Origin of the sequence: Virgibacillus ndiopensis (genome assembly GCF_900187325.1) — a bacterium.
Taxonomy (GTDB): domain Bacteria; phylum Bacillota; class Bacilli; order Bacillales; family Amphibacillaceae; genus Virgibacillus_E; species Virgibacillus_E ndiopensis.
Map to the genome: position 1 here is coordinate 263,736 of NZ_FZMZ01000004.1, position 18,183 is coordinate 281,918.

The 18,183-nt window shown below is 34.0% G+C and carries 19 protein-coding genes, 1 tRNA gene and 5 pseudogenes; 2 read left to right on the forward strand and 23 right to left on the reverse strand.

Annotated elements, in window-relative coordinates:
- Positions 1 to 180: 180 nt before the first annotated feature.
- Positions 181 to 543, reverse strand: a pseudogene (locus CS937_RS03475) (M15 family metallopeptidase); the annotation flags it as partial.
- Between CS937_RS03475 and CS937_RS03480 the strand changes: the two are divergent.
- Positions 520 to 1,410 (forward strand): annotated as a pseudogene (locus CS937_RS03480) (LysR family transcriptional regulator). The pseudogenes CS937_RS03475 and CS937_RS03480 overlap by 24 nt on opposite strands.
- A gap of 112 nt (positions 1,411 to 1,522) precedes the next feature.
- Here the strand turns inward: CS937_RS03480 and CS937_RS03485 are convergent.
- The 12 genes and pseudogenes from CS937_RS03485 to CS937_RS03540 form a co-directional block, all read right to left on the reverse strand.
- Positions 1,523 to 2,155, reverse strand: a complete 633-nt coding sequence (locus tag CS937_RS03485; protein WP_099157083.1) for a type 1 glutamine amidotransferase family protein — start codon at positions 2,153 to 2,155, stop codon at positions 1,523 to 1,525.
- 72 nt (positions 2,156 to 2,227) lie between these two features.
- The gene (locus tag CS937_RS03490) at positions 2,228 to 3,193 is read right to left on the reverse strand and encodes a helix-turn-helix transcriptional regulator (RefSeq protein ID WP_099157084.1); all 966 of its coding nucleotides are present in this window, start codon (positions 3,191 to 3,193) and stop codon (positions 2,228 to 2,230) included.
- Positions 3,194 to 3,819: 626 nt separating this feature from the next.
- Positions 3,820 to 5,607, reverse strand: a complete 1,788-nt coding sequence (locus CS937_RS03495) for a hypothetical protein (RefSeq protein ID WP_099157085.1) — start codon at positions 5,605 to 5,607, stop codon at positions 3,820 to 3,822.
- Positions 5,608 to 6,000: 393 nt separating this feature from the next.
- Entirely contained in the window at positions 6,001 to 6,423 is a 423-nt protein-coding gene (locus CS937_RS03500) for a GNAT family N-acetyltransferase (RefSeq protein ID WP_099157086.1), read from the reverse strand.
- Positions 6,424 to 6,634: 211 nt separating this feature from the next.
- Positions 6,635 to 7,153: a DinB family protein gene (locus CS937_RS03505; protein ID WP_099157087.1), complete on the reverse strand. Its 519-nt coding sequence runs from the start codon at positions 7,151 to 7,153 to the stop codon at positions 6,635 to 6,637.
- A gap of 260 nt (positions 7,154 to 7,413) precedes the next feature.
- Positions 7,414 to 7,950, reverse strand: a complete 537-nt coding sequence (locus CS937_RS03510) for a DinB family protein (RefSeq protein ID WP_099157088.1) — start codon at positions 7,948 to 7,950, stop codon at positions 7,414 to 7,416.
- Positions 7,951 to 8,255: 305 nt separating this feature from the next.
- Positions 8,256 to 8,609 carry a DUF2200 domain-containing protein gene (locus tag CS937_RS03515; RefSeq protein WP_099157089.1) on the reverse strand — a complete coding sequence of 118 codons (354 nt, stop codon included), beginning with the start codon at positions 8,607 to 8,609 and terminating at the stop codon, positions 8,256 to 8,258.
- Positions 8,610 to 8,930: 321 nt separating this feature from the next.
- Positions 8,931 to 9,257: pseudogene (locus CS937_RS19650) on the reverse strand (DUF1062 domain-containing protein); the annotation flags it as partial.
- Positions 9,258 to 9,750: 493 nt separating this feature from the next.
- The gene (locus CS937_RS03525; protein ID WP_099157090.1) at positions 9,751 to 10,068 is read right to left on the reverse strand and encodes a TIGR04104 family putative zinc finger protein; all 318 of its coding nucleotides are present in this window, start codon (positions 10,066 to 10,068) and stop codon (positions 9,751 to 9,753) included.
- A gap of 102 nt (positions 10,069 to 10,170) precedes the next feature.
- Entirely contained in the window at positions 10,171 to 10,464 is a 294-nt protein-coding gene (locus CS937_RS03530; protein ID WP_099157091.1) for a hypothetical protein, read from the reverse strand.
- A 219-nt stretch (positions 10,465 to 10,683) separates the two neighbouring features.
- Positions 10,684 to 10,974 (reverse strand): hypothetical protein, encoded by a 291-nt coding sequence (locus tag CS937_RS03535; RefSeq protein ID WP_099157092.1) that lies wholly within the window; start codon positions 10,972 to 10,974, stop codon positions 10,684 to 10,686.
- Between the two features lie 160 nt (positions 10,975 to 11,134).
- Positions 11,135 to 11,572 (reverse strand): GNAT family N-acetyltransferase, encoded by a 438-nt coding sequence (locus CS937_RS03540; protein WP_099157093.1) that lies wholly within the window; start codon positions 11,570 to 11,572, stop codon positions 11,135 to 11,137.
- Positions 11,573 to 11,801: 229 nt separating this feature from the next.
- Here CS937_RS03540 and CS937_RS03545 point away from each other — a divergent pair.
- Positions 11,802 to 12,636 (forward strand): annotated as a pseudogene (locus CS937_RS03545) (tyrosine-type recombinase/integrase).
- A gap of 85 nt (positions 12,637 to 12,721) precedes the next feature.
- On the opposite strand, the gene CS937_RS03550 reads toward CS937_RS03545, so the two are convergent.
- The 10 genes and pseudogenes from CS937_RS03550 to CS937_RS03590 all read right to left on the reverse strand — a co-directional run bounded on the left by CS937_RS03550 (position 12,722) and on the right by CS937_RS03590 (position 17,920).
- Complete coding sequence (locus CS937_RS03550) at positions 12,722 to 12,952, reverse strand: hypothetical protein (protein ID WP_099157094.1); 231 nt, start codon at positions 12,950 to 12,952, stop codon at positions 12,722 to 12,724.
- A 124-nt stretch (positions 12,953 to 13,076) separates the two neighbouring features.
- Positions 13,077 to 13,238, reverse strand: coding sequence for a hypothetical protein (locus tag CS937_RS19335; RefSeq protein ID WP_176555735.1), 162 nt, complete (start codon positions 13,236 to 13,238; stop codon positions 13,077 to 13,079).
- Between the two features lie 109 nt (positions 13,239 to 13,347).
- A pseudogene (locus tag CS937_RS03555) lies at positions 13,348 to 14,174 on the reverse strand (GNAT family N-acetyltransferase).
- A 14-nt stretch (positions 14,175 to 14,188) separates the two neighbouring features.
- Positions 14,189 to 14,707 (reverse strand): GrpB family protein, encoded by a 519-nt coding sequence (locus tag CS937_RS03560; protein ID WP_099157095.1) that lies wholly within the window; start codon positions 14,705 to 14,707, stop codon positions 14,189 to 14,191.
- A 91-nt stretch (positions 14,708 to 14,798) separates the two neighbouring features.
- Positions 14,799 to 15,026 carry a hypothetical protein gene (locus CS937_RS03565; RefSeq protein WP_099157096.1) on the reverse strand — a complete coding sequence of 76 codons (228 nt, stop codon included), beginning with the start codon at positions 15,024 to 15,026 and terminating at the stop codon, positions 14,799 to 14,801.
- Positions 15,027 to 15,113: 87 nt separating this feature from the next.
- On the reverse strand, positions 15,114 to 15,428 hold the full coding sequence (locus tag CS937_RS03570; RefSeq protein ID WP_099157097.1) for a hypothetical protein: 315 nt from the start codon (positions 15,426 to 15,428) through the stop codon (positions 15,114 to 15,116).
- 69 nt (positions 15,429 to 15,497) lie between these two features.
- Positions 15,498 to 15,818, reverse strand: a complete 321-nt coding sequence (gene cutA, locus CS937_RS03575) for a divalent cation tolerance protein CutA (protein ID WP_099157098.1) — start codon at positions 15,816 to 15,818, stop codon at positions 15,498 to 15,500.
- A gap of 147 nt (positions 15,819 to 15,965) precedes the next feature.
- Positions 15,966 to 17,048 (reverse strand): DUF3626 domain-containing protein, encoded by a 1,083-nt coding sequence (locus CS937_RS03580; RefSeq protein ID WP_099157099.1) that lies wholly within the window; start codon positions 17,046 to 17,048, stop codon positions 15,966 to 15,968.
- Positions 17,049 to 17,507: 459 nt separating this feature from the next.
- Positions 17,508 to 17,687 carry a hypothetical protein gene (locus CS937_RS03585; protein ID WP_099157100.1) on the reverse strand — a complete coding sequence of 60 codons (180 nt, stop codon included), beginning with the start codon at positions 17,685 to 17,687 and terminating at the stop codon, positions 17,508 to 17,510.
- A gap of 160 nt (positions 17,688 to 17,847) precedes the next feature.
- Positions 17,848 to 17,920: transfer RNA gene (locus CS937_RS03590), tRNA-Val, on the reverse strand.
- Positions 17,921 to 18,183 lie beyond the last annotated feature (263 nt).

The following is an 18,183-nucleotide window of genomic DNA, read 5'->3' on the forward strand; positions in this document are numbered from 1 at the left end:
AAAACTCACCTCGAACAAAAAATCAACAGCTTTTTTAACTCCATTTTTTCCCCCATAAAAAATCCTCCAATTAACATGTTCATCAATCTGGCCCTTTAAATGAAAAGTGAGCGCTGATCATTATTAAAGAAAAGCGCCCATTTGTGGAATAATCTTTTACATATAAACCTACTCTTATTTTTATTCAAATTTGTTATAAGTTTCCCCATCGTAAGTGGTCACTATTACTCCACCCATATTGTCACCTGAAATCACATATTTGTGATTTTTCGGCATATCAATGGTCATGTTTTCAGAAAAGGAGTAATAAGAAACAGTATATTTTTTACCTTCAACCTTAGCCGAAACCTTCTCATTGTTTTTTAGGTAATCTAAATATTCCTCTAAAACAAAATTCCTTTCTTTCATAATCGCACTGTGTGGCAAACCAACATAACGGATATGCCACGGTTCATTTTGAATTCCTGTAATATTCGTTTTATTCTTTGGATACCGTAAAATAAACCCGTATTTCCAAGAATTTTTTTCTATCCACTTACCTTCAGAACAGTCGCCTTCACGTTGAATTTCACGCGGGCCGCTGAAGCACTCAACTATGTTCCATCAAATGTTACAATGTAAATACAATCCTTGGAAAAAGAACTTGGTACACAACTCATTGACAGGTTAGGAAAACAAATTACCCTTACTGACGCTGGAAAGAGATTCTTAGTACATACAGAAAAAATATTAAACAGTGTGGATGAAGCACGTTTGGCTATGAAAGAAAATGAAGAGTTAACGGGTACCCTAACCATCAGTGCCAACGAAATCCCCGGCTCATATCGTTTACCTACCGTATTACAGTCTTTTCGCACTCGTTACCCTAACATACGCCTAATCTTTCGTCCTTTTACTAATGAACAACTTAAACAAAGTCTTTACGATGGAAAAACGGACATTGTTTTTATGTTGGATGAATCTGCTGGTTCAAACAACCTTATGATTGAACCTTTAATTGAGGAACCTTTTCTATTCCTTGTTTCGCCAAACCATCCACTAGTACAACGGGCATCCCTTTGTTCAGAAGATTTCCAAGGAGAACCTTTTTTACTTACGGAAAAAGGATGTCCCTATCGTACACTATTTGACCGAACCATAAAGCAACAAGGAATTCACGAAAGTATGGCGAATTTAGAATTTAGTAGCGCCGAGACAATCAAACGGTGCGCAATGGCCGGCATTGGTATTGCCTTTTTACCTGCGATAGCCGTTAAGGCTGAGCTGGAACGTGAAGAACTGATTTCCCTTCCTTGGGAAATGCCCAATCTCAAGGTTGTTACCCAAATGGTATGGCATAAAGACAAGTGGCTTTCACCTGCAATCAAGGCGTTTTTAGAATTAACCAGAGAGGTTATTACCCCAAAATAAATACTTGGGGTAGCGTCAGGAAAATGCTGATTTACAACGATAAGGAAATTCCAAATTAAAAAGCTCAACTTCTCTACAAATCAAAATAGAGAAATTGAGCTTTTCAGTTACTTCATTTATTTATTGAATTCATTAACTGAAAGAAGTATTCAGGTTTATGAGTTTTATTTAGGTTATACCATGAATGTAATGCATCCGGTGTAAATACATCTATTTTTTTCAGTACCTCCATTGCAAATTCCAGAGGAGCTATTCCTGATGCAGTAACTAAATTCGCATCAGATACCGCAGATCCCAACTCATAGAACTTTTCTCCTTTATAGTTAGGACATACCATTTTTGTATATTCTAAGTTATTACTTGTATGCCTTCTAGTATCTAAGTATCCCCTATTCGCTAGGCCCTCAATTGCACCACAAATTGCAGCAACAATAGTGCCAAGCTTTAAAGCTTGGCCAATTCTTTCCAAGATAGGTCGATGAATTTCTACACTCCAAGTAGTCCCTCCTGGTAAAATTAAAAGATCTTTACTCTCAAGAGTACATTCATCAAGGGCAATATCTGGTTTTATGCTCAGTCCTCCCATAGTAGTAATCATTTCTTTATTAGCTCCTACTGTAATTACTTTTAAAGGTGCTAAATCTTTTTTGAAATATCTTCCTGAGTTCAGTTCAGCAATTAAATATCCATATTCCCAGTCTGACATTGTATTAAATACATAAAGATAAACTTTCTTTGTTTGCATCCAATAACACTCCAATCACAATTGATATATCCTATTATAAAATAACTTCCCTGACACCTAACGTCAGGGAAGTTATTTTACTTGATGAAATTTTATTAATTCCGACAGAATTTCAATAAGTCTATTTTTAAGGCTCATTGGCTCAATAACTTGAATAGATTTTCCGTATGGTAAAAGTAAATAAGGTACATATGTATGTATCATATCTTTTTCAAGAAGAAATACTGCTTGATTTGAAGTCCGTTCTTGTAAATAATGTCCTAAAAACCAATGTTGACAAAGATTATCCAACGTACTTGTATTTCCAGTAATAACTAAAGAAATAATCTCTTCCTTATCTTCTAAAGTTGGAAGGAGGTTTTTCATAAAAAAGTCACGTGCTGAAAAATTTTCCGGTCGGTTAAACTTATTTTCGGTTAGCATCAGATTTTCAATTCGATCTACCCTAAAACTACGAATATCATTTCTAAGATGACAAAATCCAATCACATACCACTTATTATTCCAATAGATAATTCTGTAAGGATCAACCATTCTACACTTTGATTGCTCTTCGCCACTTTTATGGTATAGCATTTTTACAGAGCATCCATCAGCTACGGCCTCCTCCAACTCCTTTAAGAAAGGTTCTACAGAGTAGGAACTTAATCGATTTATTACTTCAAGACTGGTTAAAAGTTGGTTTATCTTTGTTTCCTGTTCTTGATTTGAATAGTTGCTTAGCTTTGAAATAGCCCTATGTAGTGCTTCACCTCCATAATATCCCGCTTCTTCTGCAAAGACGGCAGCGTGAAATAGTGAGGTTTGTTCCTCGAAATCGAAAAAAAGAGGAGCTTCAATAAAATGGTTCAACAAGGTGTACCCACCGTTATGTCCTGTGTCTGAAATTATAGGTACACCACTTGTTGAAAGTGTATCAATATAACGATACACAGTCCTTATATTCATCTCTAACTTTTCTGAAATTTGTTTTGCAGTGATTTTTTCACCTGAACGAAGCATCCATAGAATTGCTAGCATATTGTCAATTTTAGGCATATAAATCCACCTCTATATGGAATTTATTTCTATTATATAAGTTTAACTGCGATATTCTACAAACTGGCCCGATTCAGGAATAGTATTTATTCCGGATTAGCGCCCGATAACGGAAGAATTTAAACCATATCCAAACGGCTAATATGTTGGAATTTACCCAAAATGCTTATCCATGAATACTTCCTTTGAAGGTTATCCCTTCATAAAACTACACATACTCAGCAAATAAGTAAATGGCTCCAATAACTAACGCCGCGTAGAGAAACGTCTTTCCTGTAAATAAATACATCAGATAATACCACCCTTGACCTTATTTGTGTCCGAGGTATTGTTTTCTATGGTGGATGGTTAAAAGAAGCTTTTAGGGATCCATCCAGATCAACAGCTTACCACGGAAAATCACTTCCAAATTCCGCCGGGCGGGGGTCCGATCACTTCTAGCGATTACCAAGAAGTGGAACGGCGGTCAAGGGCAAGCGACTAACGATGCGGTTATAAAGTTGATGTTTTCCAGTGATTGGCTCACCTTTGATATGACTGGCTCATTTTCTTGTCATCGATGGCTCAGAAAAATGGCGACGGTGGGTCAACTGGATGGCAATATTAAGGTCTTAAAAATGAAAGTATTAAATTATATTAATCAGATTATAAATAGGAAAGTCCTTAAATGACTCTTTTTCTTTTTGTGTTAATTTATCAAAATGGATATCAAATTCCATTTCATTGTCCATCAAAAGAAGATACCCACACAAAATAAATGTATCTTCTGAATCATTTTTTCTCAGTAAGATTTCTTCTTTTTCTTCAGAAGTAAATTCCCGCATTCGTTTAACCACTTGCATTTGATTTATATAATAATGATCATCGCTTTTTTCAAATGAACGAATATATTGAAAAACTTCTTCCAGCATCAGTAGAATATCCTCGTTTTTATCTGTTTGTTGATCATAATGCGCAAGAAATTCTAATAAATGTAAGTTGGCTTTGGACTTGGCCACATCTGAATTGTAATCAATAGAAAGATAAGAACTCTTTACGTCTTCTAAATTAAAATTTGCCATTGCAATAAGATCATCAACCTTATTACAGACATAAGGACTTATGGTACCTTTTTGTTCGCCGCCTTCTTCTTGTACAAGGAACTCAACGTGTTCACTTAAAGTTTTCCAATCACACCCATTTAATATAATTACTTCTTGGTTGGTATCGTGATAAGCAAACAGCAAGAAGTTTCTGTTGGCAATATCCATTTTGATAAACCCATCATTTTTAACATGAAGATCACTGTAATTATCATTTAAAAATATTCGTTTTAATATTTCAATGCGGCGATAATCTTCTTCTGAAATTTCCACAATAGGTACATCAAAAGAAGCATTTAATTTCTTAAAAACCTGGATAGTTTCTTTAAGTGAATCAATATGCTCCGGAAGCTCTTCGATCAATTCAGTATGATTATGATTTAGCTCTAAAACGTGTCCGTTTATTTCCAATTCTTTTTGTTTTGTGATGTGGAGCATAAACTGGCAATCTTTCAATCTTTCCCCGAATGTACCGCCCTCCTTGAAATTGATATTCACTTTTTGGGTTCTTGCATCCTCCAAATCTTTTATATCTAGCTGAAAACTTCGTCCAAATCTCAATGTTTTTCTGTCGTTTTCTAACTTTCGAGAAACATCAGCATAAACCACTTCATTGTTGATGCCAATTGTAACACCGGTACACTCAATTAAACTTGTTATTTTCCCCCTTTGTACCGGGATATCAATGGAAGTGGTGGTTTCGTCAATTTTGAGGTCTGCTGGTTGATACATATAAATATCATAATTAAGAAGCGCATCCCGGGGGTCCATATCTGCAGGAACAACAAAACGTAAACGACCAGGTTTTTTGTCATTGAAGGAAATAGCTTTGTCCATAACATTATGCGATTGTTTCCTGCTATTTATTAAAAACATTCGACAAAGCGCTGTTAAACTTTGGCCTCCGGTTGGTAATGATGCAAATTCATAATTTATACTTTTTTTTATACCCATCTCTTTTAAAATTTGTTTTAAATCAAACGGCAGTAAAGAAGCATAATAAATTTTTGTGTTTAGGGGGTCCGTAAACTCCACAACAAAGAATATAGCGCCACCATCTTTATAATAGTTGTTTAAATCATCTTTATGAAGTCGATACTTAATGGAGTCTCCCTGCAGTTTTTTGACTTCTTTCCCTTTTACCTGTATAGGGACTTTGCCATCTAAATTCGATTTTTTATAAGATTTATTTTTTCCAAGTTTATGATAAACAAAAATTTCCCCATCCCAGGAAGGAGTTTTATCATTTTCGTTTATTTCATAACCTTTTAGTAATGGATTAAAACGTATATTCTGCTTTAATGCATCTACCGCGATGCCTTCTGTGTCCATATGTAGCACCCCTATGTATTTTAAATTCAAAGGTGAACTTCTTTCGCTGTCGGATTTATATTTATCTAAATAAAAGTACAATATCTAAGTGCCCAGACACAGCCCGATTGCTGAACAAAGATTAATTTGAACTCTTCCACTAAAATGTACCTTTAGTACAAGAAACGATTATAAATCGCTCCAGTTGCTTTACTAAAAAATACTTACATATTCATATTAAGAACAACAAAAAATTGCATCATCAAAAGCATCTTCAGGAATAAAATCATTTCGTATTTAATTTTATAGAGTATCTCTTATGGCCCACCTTCAGTAAAAAATGCACCTAACCTTCTTTAAGAAAACTACTAAAATACTTGCACAAGAATGCAATCTCGTATTAAAAGTAAAGCCCTATATTTCAAATCTTTTCTGTAAGAAATATTGGTTAAATCCCTTTGGATGATCTTCAATAATTCCGAAAATTTCATATCCGTTCCTTTTATAAAATTCTGGTGCTTGAAAGCTAAATGTATCTAAGTAAATGAATCTACATCCATTATATTTTGCATAGTCTTCCAATTTTTTCAGAAGTATACTTCCATACCCTTCTTCCCTAACACTTTTGTCCACCCATATGAAGTCAACGTGCATATGATGCCAAAACATATTGCCTGTAATTCCGCCTACTATTGCTCCTTCATCATCTTTTAAAACAAAACTAATATCCTCATTCGGAGTTTTAAGTCCATCAGGAAGTTGGTCCATATTATGCTCGATTACTTTCTTCCTGATATAATCACTATCATCTTGATTCCATTGCTCAATTATCTCCACATCTTCATCCTCCTTTTTAAATGGAAATATAGTATATCCGTTAGATAATAGTTTTTAATCAGTTAAATCTTCTTCAAGAAAACTACTCCGTTAGCTTTCAAAATCCAATTAATATTATATTAACATAATATTCAAAACGCACTTCCATAAATAAAAGACAATCAAATTGATGATCGCCTTGTTTACTTTTTCACCAGATAGTGAAGAGAATTTACCTATTTTTCAATAGTCTCTTAATTCTTCTAATCTGTCCACGATGGTTGATTTCGTCTTCCATAACATGAAACCATAAATAGTAATTGTTATAAGAAATTCCATTATCCCATTTGTTTTCCTCAAACAACCACTTATCATCCTTCGATTTTAGATATGTTAGTGTAAATTCTCTAACTTCTGATAATTTATCTAAATAGTATTCAATAGAAAGATTTCTAATGCCTTCTCTTGCTTTATCTCCCAATTCCAAAGCTGTTCCCCATTTTAGGTATTCATCTTTTGTTAAATCCCTTTTTTCAAACGAAATAACTTGATGAACATACTCAATTGATGCAATATGTAATAAAAGAGAACCAATTGAATTTGAACTGTCATTTGGTAAGTAATCTAAATCTTTTTGGTTTAAATGAGAGATTTCACTCAACGTAACTTCCCTCGAATGTTCAAGCATACATGCAAGTTCCCCTAATTTTTCAGTAAAGTTATCTTTTGTTTTAATTCTATAATCAATCATTAATCTACCTCCATTCTTTGGTAAGTACAACACTACCAATAAAAAGGAAAATATAAAGACTAATAATTCATAAAAATAAATGATATAATTTAATTGAACATACAGAATCTAAAGAGCTCCCATGCTTATACTGTTGACTTCATGATTTCCGATTTGCATTCACTTTTATTCATTTATCGCCGCTTCTCACTCATTTTTCCATACTTCATACCTTAAAAATACAAGCGACTGTATTACCCCCCAATAGTGGATGATACAAATTATTCTCGCTCTTTTGGCCAAGATCCTTGTTGCTTTCGGATTAATACAATTTGCCCTATATGGTATACGGTGTGCAATATCTGACGGGCCAGCCCCCCAACAAGTTCCTCTTCAAGCTGACTGTCATTAACTTGTGCCAGTGATTTACGCAAATCCTCACAAATTAGGTGTGCGTCTGCCAAGACTTCCTCCCATTTCTCAGAATCCGCTGGGTCGCCGATATCTCCAAATGTATCCTCTGCCAAAATAGCCTTCCATTTTTCAGAATCTGGTTCCCCGATATCTCCAAATGCAACCTTATTAGTAGATCCTTTTTTTCTAGGCGTTGTGTCATTGATTTGTCTAACAAGTAGAGCATTGTAATAGTTTAGATGGTTCACAGTTTGCCAAATTGTATTCCCTCCTCCAGGGGGGTGCCAGCTTGCATCTGCGGAATTTAACCCCTGAAGAGCAGGTTCTAAAGATAAAAACCAGGTCTCCGTATCCCAACAAAAGTCATATTCCATGCGAAAAATATCCATCAATCCTAGGTTCATTTGCCTTCTCCCTTCACCTTAAATTTTTATTATTCAGATAGTGGGGGGTCCGGTCGGTTTATCAAAAACTCACTCCAGAATCCAAGCGGTGGTCCAAGGTACCACGCACCATGTAAATCAGCCCCATTTTACCGTTCACAAAATCATCCTAATTATTTCAAAATTTCGTATAAAACGCAAGGTACGAACAAAATACGAGTGGCGGGGAAGAAGAGAGACTGGCCCTTCTTCCCATACCACCATTCTCATTTCAACAAAAAAACACCAATCCTTTTTGCATAGAACCAGTGTTTCTTCGCTTTTAATTATTTTTTCCGCAAAATCTTCTCCATCGTTTTCCCCTTTGCTAACTCATCGATCAGCTTATCCAAATAGCGGATTTCCTGCATTATTGGCTCTTCTATGTCTTCCACACGGACACCGCAGATTACACCTTTGATCATAGACCGCGAAGGATTCAGTTGTGGTGCTCCCGTAATAAAGGTCTCAAAGTCTGTCTGTTCTTCCAGATGCGATTCTAACTCTTCTTGGCTATACCCTGTCAACCAACAGATGATTTCATCGACTTCTTCTTTCGTACGTCCTTTTTTCTCCGCTTTCGTTACGTAATGGGGATAGACTTTTGCGAAACTCATTGTATATATTTTGTGTTTGGTCATGATACATCCTTCCTTATATGTTTTCTTTATTATAATCGAAAAATATTCAGTTTAAAAACGAAGTAGCATCCAATCGCGTCCCATAATGGAATAACTGTAAAGCTAATGAAGCTAGCACCATCACTATTTTCACACCAAATTTCTTTAACTTAGCCAGCTTCAAAATATAACAACGATAATGGACTATTATGTCAAATCATCAACTTTGTACCAATCACCTATGACTGTAATTTGTAAATTATCGATAACTTTGCTCTTCATAGTAATGTTTGGATTTAGTAATATAGTTCCATTCTGAGACAACTTATTTACTTTTGACCTTTAGATGCCAAAGATTTTTGCTATTAGTTTATCGATTCTAAGACCAAAATCATATTTATAGCAAATTCTAATAGTAACCTCATTAGATAGTGAATCGAGCTTTTCTTTTCTTAACTCGTATTGTATATCTGTATTTACATCATTACATATTTTTCTTAATTTGTTGATTTGAAAGGCATAGTACCAGATTGTCTCTTTATCATTATTCATAAACTTTTGAATTAGCATAGAGTCAATTTTATTAATATTTACTCTCGATAAAATAGGGTAATTCCAAGTTCCCTCACAATGTATACAGTTATAAATAAGCCAAATATCAACTATTTTCTGATTCGCATTCCCCCTGAATTTTTCACTACAATAAAATTCTGTATTCGTTTTACATTAACTACAATTTCGTTTTATATAAGGTGTTTCCTGAGCAATGATCTCATAAGTGAATAAATTATTAAAACTCATACACCCGTTCCTCTTATTTATTCAGAGGAACGCAAAAACGGTTGAATGGAGAAAAAATTCCCATTAAAAAAGCGGAACACCTTATAGGTATCCCGCTGGAATTAAAACAACTAACTATCCTGCGTTCCCTGTAATGGTTAAAAATAGGCACACTTCACCCGTAATTAAACAATAATGTTTAAAAAGAAAAGTACTATTTAGTTGCTCAACCATTACAAGTATGCTGGCAAATTCAATTCCACCTTCCGTATTTCTCCTGTGTATTAGTATTCCATTATTTTGCTTTATATCAATATGTAATATCTAAAATAAAAACACATATCCTTATATCGGAAATGCCCCAGATTCTTGATTAATCGTTTCACTGTTTATCCTTAAAAAAATTAATATATTCCTCTTTGCTACTTATTTCTACTAAAAATGGATATAAAAATATAACAATAATAATTAAAACAAGGAATAAAGTGAACAAGTTGACTCCTGGAATATCAAAGAAAATTAGAGTAAAGAGTGGCAAATAAATAATTGGAGTTAGAAAGGCAGCTTTTGTTTTTGATTTTTGTGTTTGGTATTGTTTTTCTCCGCAATAAGGGCAAGTCATTTCAGGGTTCAATGTAGTCGTCTTTTTAATCGTTTGTTTCCAGCTCCATTTATTGTTGCAATTCTCGCAAGTTGGCATTTTAATCCCCCCTATATTACCTTTTATACACCAGAATATGCCGCGTACGCTTATCCTTATAGGGAAAAGCGTCTGATTCTGGGAAAAGATAGCTCAACTATTTTAATCAATATAGATTCTTTCTAAATCAAACTGACTACGATTATCATAAGATTTTAATAGTACATAAAAAGTTTTTCCTTCTGATAAATAATTCCATATCATAGTTATATTACCGTCTCTTGGTTCTTCATTTTCAAAAATGGTAAAAAATTCATTTTCGTCAAACACAGATGTCTTAATGCCGAAGTTCCCTTCAACTGTTACAATAAATTCATTATCAATATGACCTAATTCCCCTACTTCTACAAACCCAAAATAGCTAGTCGATTTATTATAGTTATAAAAAACAATCACGATGGATACTAATATTGCTACTAAGATAATAACGTTTTTTCTTGTTATTACTTTTTTTCTTACACCGATACTACATCTCTCCTCTTAATCGCTTAAACTTATCATTGAAGCAATAATCCTTATGCGCAATCTGGACTCTTCCACTAACCTACCTCAATAGTTGAAGAAAGGGTTCCTGCCATAATCATAGATTTTATAAAATAAAAAGCCACCGTAGTTCTAATACGGATATAATGCAGTAAAAAGATACAGTAAAAAATATTTTATTTTTCCTGTAATTAACATTTCAACAACTCGAATAGCATAAGTCATTCCTAAGGAAAAGGTCATGGCAAGCATTAATACATTTGGAAAGTCAGTCGAATATTTTTCATTTACCAATACATCAGTCGAAATAAATAATATCCGGATAGAAAAATAGATTGCCGAAAGAGTAAAAAGAATATCCAAAGCTAAAAATAGCTTAATTCTTTCCCTACATCTTTCTAGCGTTTTGTCTATTAGCTTCACACCCTAGCCTCCCTTATCAAAAACTCTCTCTAAGCAAGAGAAGTGCATTTTTTATTCTAGAATGCGCACTTTAATGGAATAACTGTAATATAACATCATTCTTAAAATCACTAAATCCCTTATTCGACTAACGCACCCGTTAGTGATATAAGGTAGCTTCTTATAATTGCAAACTCATAGTAACTGTTCTAATGCCAAATCCCAACTTTTCATACAATTTAATTGCTTGATTCCCTGCAAATGCACTTAGACGGATTTCTGAGTATCCACCTTGTTTTAGTTGGTCAATACCAGCTCTCATTAACAGTTTGGAAATTCCATTACCTCTAAATTCTTGTAGAACAAATAGTTCGTAAATAAATCCATTCATCTTATCAGTAAATTGGTCTTTACTTGCCCCTATTAGAATCCAACCCATTAATTTATCGTTCTCGGTTGCTATCAAATAATAGCTTCCCTTTTCCAAAAGTGGTTTAACAAGTTGGTCAATTTTTTCTTTCGTGGGTTCTACCTCACCTAATGCTCCATCAAAAATAGCTTGGGGAGAAAGTGATAATACCTTTTTTAGTTCAAAATCATTAGGTTTTCTAATTTCCAACTGAATCAGTCCTTTAATCTTTTTTTCAGTTCGTATAATATCTCAATAATTATTTTCTAAAGACGATGTTTACTTGAATTCCTATTGTGCTAAACTGCCCCGTTAGATCAATAACTTAGTTTGATTTTAACATTAAATTCCATCAATTCATCCGAATTATTCAAAAAATTATTTTATTCAACCCGTCTGGTAATGATAATGATGATAATAATTTTGGGAGTGAGCTATTATGCTATTATCGGATGCTGCAAAGGGTATGAGGCAGATAAGAAAATTGAGGGTTTTTCTGCACAAACATTAAACGCTATAGGCTTCAAGCAAAACTACTAATTGAACATTTTGGGAATATCAATATGAATACTATAACAACTCTACAACTAAAGAGTTATTTAGCTGAATCTAGTAATAACCTAAAACCATCAAGTTTGTCTCATCGTATCAGATTTATTCGTTCCCTATTTCGATGGTCACACGAGGAAGGGATTATTGAGTTAAATCCAGCTAGTAAAATAAAGGAACCAAAAGTAGGTAAACGGATTCCAAAATTTCTTACTGAAAGAGAAATTGAGTATCTTAGGGATGCGTGTTTTTCTCCTATAGAGAAAGCCTTATTTGAGTTTATGTTTTCAACTGGATGCCGAATAGGAGAAATAGTTTCATTGGACCGAAATAGTATTAATTGGGGGAATCAATCTGCTATTGTTCGTGGAAAGGGAGATAAAGAACGAGAAGTGTACTTCAATATACGATGCGATATTCGGCTAAAGGAATATTTAGATAGTAGAGAAGATAATGATCCAGCTATATTTGTTACAGAACGTTCTCCACATAGGATGAGTATAGCTCAAATGAGATATATCATTAAGCGGATTTCCCAACATGCAGGAATAAATAAGACCATACATCCTCACCAGTTAAGGCATAGTTACGCAAATCCACCTGTTGAATAATGGAGCTCCACTAGAAGTTATTCAAAGCCTATTAAGTCACGAAAAAAGCGAACAACAAGAATTTACGCTCAATTAAGCGGGAGGATTCGGCAAGAGTTTTATAAAAAGTATTAGGATAAGGAAGAGCTACGTTGATTAGATCGGCGTAGCTCTTTTAAGCTATTGCACCCGTTTGTTTAAGTACATTTGGAACCAACAGTTATCCAAAGTGATTATGAAACCACCAAACAATAAGAATCATACTCACTATTCCCCAAGCTGTGGTACTCACTATCCACCAAATTATGGATTTAGCTTTTGTTGAATTTTCCTCGTCTTCCATATTTGCTGTTATAAAAGCGAGCTTACTTTCCATACCTTTTTTCATAGAAGTGAGAACAACAAATCCGATTATTATGAAACCAATAGTTATCCAAAGTAATAAGTCCACCTTTTATACCTTCCTTTTTTTGTGAATTACTTTCTTTTCAATCTTCTTTATTCAATTATCCTGCTTCTTTAGTATAATAACTTCTACATAAAACAGCGTTAATCCTTCTAGAATTACCCACCTGTTAATTGAATAGATACATCTTATCGTTATCTTTAAAGGGGTCACAAATAAAAAGTTTTGATTTTTTACTAAGGTTTCTTAAGTGTTCAAAGTGCTTAATTAATAAACCCTTGGTTAGTTCACCCTTCTTTTTATCTTTTAATATTGCTACAAATTTTTTCATAGAATACCCCCTTTTTTCAACTAACCTGCTAGTTAACACAATAAGCAATAGGAGCTGCCAATCGACAAATCCCTGTTCAGTTATTGCACCATTTAATTAAAAAAGAAATTTATTCAAAAGAGATACTATACCATATATAATTAAATTTATTTTTAAATCCTATATTTTCTGCAACTGAAACAGATGGTTTATTTATCTCCATACAATCCCAATATGGAGTATTATTATTCTCTATACAGTCTTTTACAAAAGTATGAGCCACTTTTTGTGCAAGTTTTTTTCCTTGATGATGCTTTAAAGTCTCAATGTCTATACCGTGTACATTTCCAGCCACTACACCTGAAAAACAAACACTTACAATTTCATTTTCATAAACAACACAATAACCAACACCATAATTTAAAAACCTTTCAATCGAAGTCCAAAACTCTAAAATTTTCGAATGCAAAAATCCAATGTTTTCATATGCTAAATAATCTTTGTTATCCAAGATAGTTTTAGTGATTTTTATAATTTCATATCCATGCTCGATAACAGGTTCATTTTGTTTTTTATATTCATCCTTTTGTAATTCATAAACCTTTTGATTGTAATCAATCAAATTTTCGCCAAATACTTTTTTGAAAGTCTTATTCCATTTCGAATGATTACCTATCGCTTCAAAAGCCGTTAAACCAGCTTTTCTAGCATCTGGTTTACTGTATTAAAAAAATTGTTTAACTCAAAATTAAATCCATCATTTTCTTCGTTACCAATAAAGATAAATCCATTATTACTTCCCAACCAAATAAATCCAGAAGTAGGAGTAATAATATCATCCACAAATATGCGACCAGAATTTTTCCCTTCAACTATGGATTTTGGTTCTAAGTGTCCTTGTTCATATAATAATTCTTTACACTTATAAAATTCAGACCTTTTAAGTTCTGAAATCATTCGTTTTCCTCCTCTCACCACATACGATATTTCTCAAACCAATCCAATGCTCTCTCTTCCATTTCCTGAACAAAAGGTTTTTTGGCTTTACTGTAGAACTTTGTATTGTCATAACGTTGAGCCAACTCTTCTTTTATATTTGTATAACGCTTGACTTCTTGAGGATGAGTTCTTAGATAATCCCGCAAAATCAGGTGCCGTTTTATTTCGGGATTATCAAATTGATAGAAATGAATGTGGTGCGTTCTTTCTTCCCCACCTCGACGAAATAATCGTCTACCTGCAATTCCCCACTCGCCAGCAATGTCGTAATCTAAAGATTGCATTTGTTCATCAAATTCGTCAATTTTCTCTATATCTTTCACTAGGCACATCATATCAATAACAGGCTTGGCTTTCATACCTGGAACAGAAGTACTTCCAAAATGTTCGAATGTAATAATTTCATCACCAAATACCTGCCTTAACAGTCGAGTTTCATTTTCAAACATTTGAATCCAATTTTCATCGTATTCAGTTAGCCGAATCTTCACATAAGTCCCCCTCAGAGTGTCTGCAAGAGCAGTCTTATTTCACGATTGCCCCTGTTTGTTTAAATCTTTCACTTTTTTATTATTGTTTATCTTATAAATATGTTCTGTATTTCCTCCATACTTCATAGCTTGAAGTCAAAATCAATAAAAAGATACCTATGCTAATCGAAAATATAAGATAATTATTGGATGGAATTTGGCCATTGGAAGCAGCATAAAATACTCCTGGATTAGCAAGTAAAAGCCCCAAAAGAGTTGGCAAATATGTTTGCCACCATGCACCCTTTTCTATTTGCTTATCAGTAATTTCAATATCCACCAAAAATCCAATCGTGCCAATGACAACTATAATAAGAAAAGGCGAATTACCCTTTATTTCAACCTTACAAACTGGAAGTTGACAGTCCTACTTTGCTGTTCTATTACGATATATAATCAGAGTAATTACATTCAATATGATGGTAACGGTGAGAAGTACTGCTGCAATGAACACCACAGCGCCTGTAATGTCCATAAGTGCAGACCAATCCGCAATCTTTACTAGATGATAGTTATAGAAAATCTGTAAACATAGCGAAATAGCACAAGCACTGATGCTCATTATGGAAAGAGCGGCCCAATTTCTATATTTTTGCTTTTCAAATCGCATGAGATTGATAGCAGGAAGTATCCAAGCAATTAGTCCTAGCACAAGGCTGCCAAGATTAAGCAAACCAATCATATCTAATCTCCTTTGTATTTTTTATATCTTCCTTCTTATTCAATAATACTGCACTAATAATTGCACCTTTTAACTTAATAAGGGGAACACATTTATAATAGGTTCTTCATAAGGATGGACACTTCTAATTAGGTTTTTCACTTCTTCAATTTGCTTGTATTTACATCTAAATTCCATTTTACATTCGGTTCCAAACGAAATTTCCCCTTTATTACCATTAAAAGGTGTTGATTCACTCAATGGTCTCCAATATCCTTTTGAGATAGAGTAGGAAACAACATTATCGTAATTTCCTACAGTTAAAATGCCAATAACATTAAGCTCATCTCTTAACTGTTCTATATATTCCTTTGGTAAAAGCACTTCTACTTTTACGAATTCAAACTCCATTTTATTCCCTCAATTTCGTTTTATAAATTATAATGACTTCTTAAACACAGCTGCTACTTCTAGCACAAGCATAAACCTTGTTGAATAATCTCACTCATTAATCAAATTTACAAACACGATAGCATTCTAATCGAATTATTCCTATGTCTAATAATGCTTCCCGTATTTAACAAGTACATGCCACAAAAGTTTCAATTCCTGGAGAACTTCCTTAAATAATCCGCGTTCTAACCAATTTTGAGGATTACGATGTAAATCCATTACAGCCAACCCAATTACACGTGCATTGATACTATTATTTTTTGCAATACGTTTTGCAAGCGACGGCATTGTTGATCCTCTAAAGTCTGAAGGGACTTCTTCTACATTAAGAGAAAAGCCACCATGCCAATATAATTCAATAGAGTATATACGGCAGATGTTTTCTAAGGTAATCCCAATTTTTGTTTCTTTAAAAGAAGGATCTGCAACAAGCACCTCGACGTCATCTTTAAGTGAAATATCGCCATGAATTTGAGCTTCAATATAGTGATTAAGATTGCGGTTTGGTTCTTTATTTGCTGGATATGTAAACGTCTTTTCAAGATTTGTGAACAAATGTTTTATTAATTTACTAGGCGTCAATTGAGATTCTCCAATTGCTGAATCTCTTACAAACACCTCTTCCAGGAGCGTGGACATTATGAAATCAAACGCTTCATAAGTTCCCTTTTCTTTAGGATCTTGGTGCGAATCTAAATAGGTGAATGTTGAACGATGTGAGACTTTAGGAGAAAGAAGGAAATAACAGGAACCAAAACGTGGAACCGGTCCATCTGGGTGCAGCATCAAATTTAATGCACCATATTTAGGGCGTTGGTCATTGGTTGTTCCATCCAGTTGGTATGCTCCTCCAAAAATTTTATTCTCCCATAAGTCTCTTTCACCTCCTGGATGAGCAGATACCTTACCGTTTGATATTAGCGTTTCAAATTGGTTCTTATATATTCCCTGTTCCAATAGTGATTCAGCAACACTTTTCATAGATGAGACTGGTCTATCTGGGTGAAAATGAAGTCCAATTCTTCCATTAGCCTTTAAGCAGCTAACGGCTTTTTCGAAAACATCAACAGAAATATTGGACATCTTTAGTATATGATGAATTGTTGCTTTAGCTTCCTTATTGTAGTTACGAGCATAGTTTGTAATATAGTTTAAAGCAAATTTTTGAGAGCGCGATAATTCTACCAACGGATTGTCCCCCCCTTTTTATCTGAAATTTTTATGCTCTTGATTATCATTCCTTACGCTAATTACTATAAATAGCTTAAATAGAAAATAGAAAACTTTATTGCACCCATCTGCACCATTAGCACAACAAAATTCATCTTAGTAAAATATTAACATAATATCCTAGCTATCTGTTGTCTAAATTCTAATCTTCTGAAACATTCACCGAAATAAAAAGATCGATAAAATGTCGACCTCCTTGTTAAACTCTAGCGTCCGATAGTTGAATAAATAACTTAACTAGGGTATCTTCAATTTTTGCACCTGTTTGGTTTCAAAATTTTATTTCAACCGCTTATTGAAAATATTGCGGTCAACCGATTTGCCGTAATTAGTCAGAAAGATATATTCTGAATCAAAGTCTTGGTAATTTTCTTGAATAGTTCATGAATCGATTCTTGAACTTATAAACTTCGACCCTTACTTTTTCGTGAAGTATAAGGAAACGTATACACGAATGATGTTCTTATCATTTTGAAATCGTCTATTGATTTTCTTAACATCAACATATTCGAAGACAACGTTAATTGAATCAATTAGCTTCCTATCAATTCGCCACTTGCTCTTCACAGATTTTCCTTTCAATTTATTTGTCGCCATAAAAAACGCCCTTTTACTCGGATTTTACTCGAATAAAAGGACGTAATGTTCCGCAATATTGTTTGGTGGAAATCCGCAACCCTGTTCCATAAACAATTAAAATCTTTCACAAAAAAACACGCTTGAACCGTTGTCAAACGTGGCTTTTTGTAAAAATTAATGATTCCGATTGGGCTCGAACCAACGACCTCCACCCTGTCAAGGTGGCGCTCTCCCAGCTGAGCTACGGAATCAAATATAAAATTATCGTAATCTAACTATATAGAACCTATCAATCTCTGTCAATACTTATCCAGTTTACATGAACAACAACCCTTATTGACTATTTACCGGTCTTATATTTTAATATCAATGCTACCTTCTCGCTGTTATTATGGTTTTTCTTTTGGTCCAAGTGTAACAAGCATGAACTCCTTGGTCAAACGCGCAGTTCTAACCAGTAAGCGCGCGACTTTTTTAGGTTGAAGTGCAATTCCTCGGACCGAGCGCGCAATCT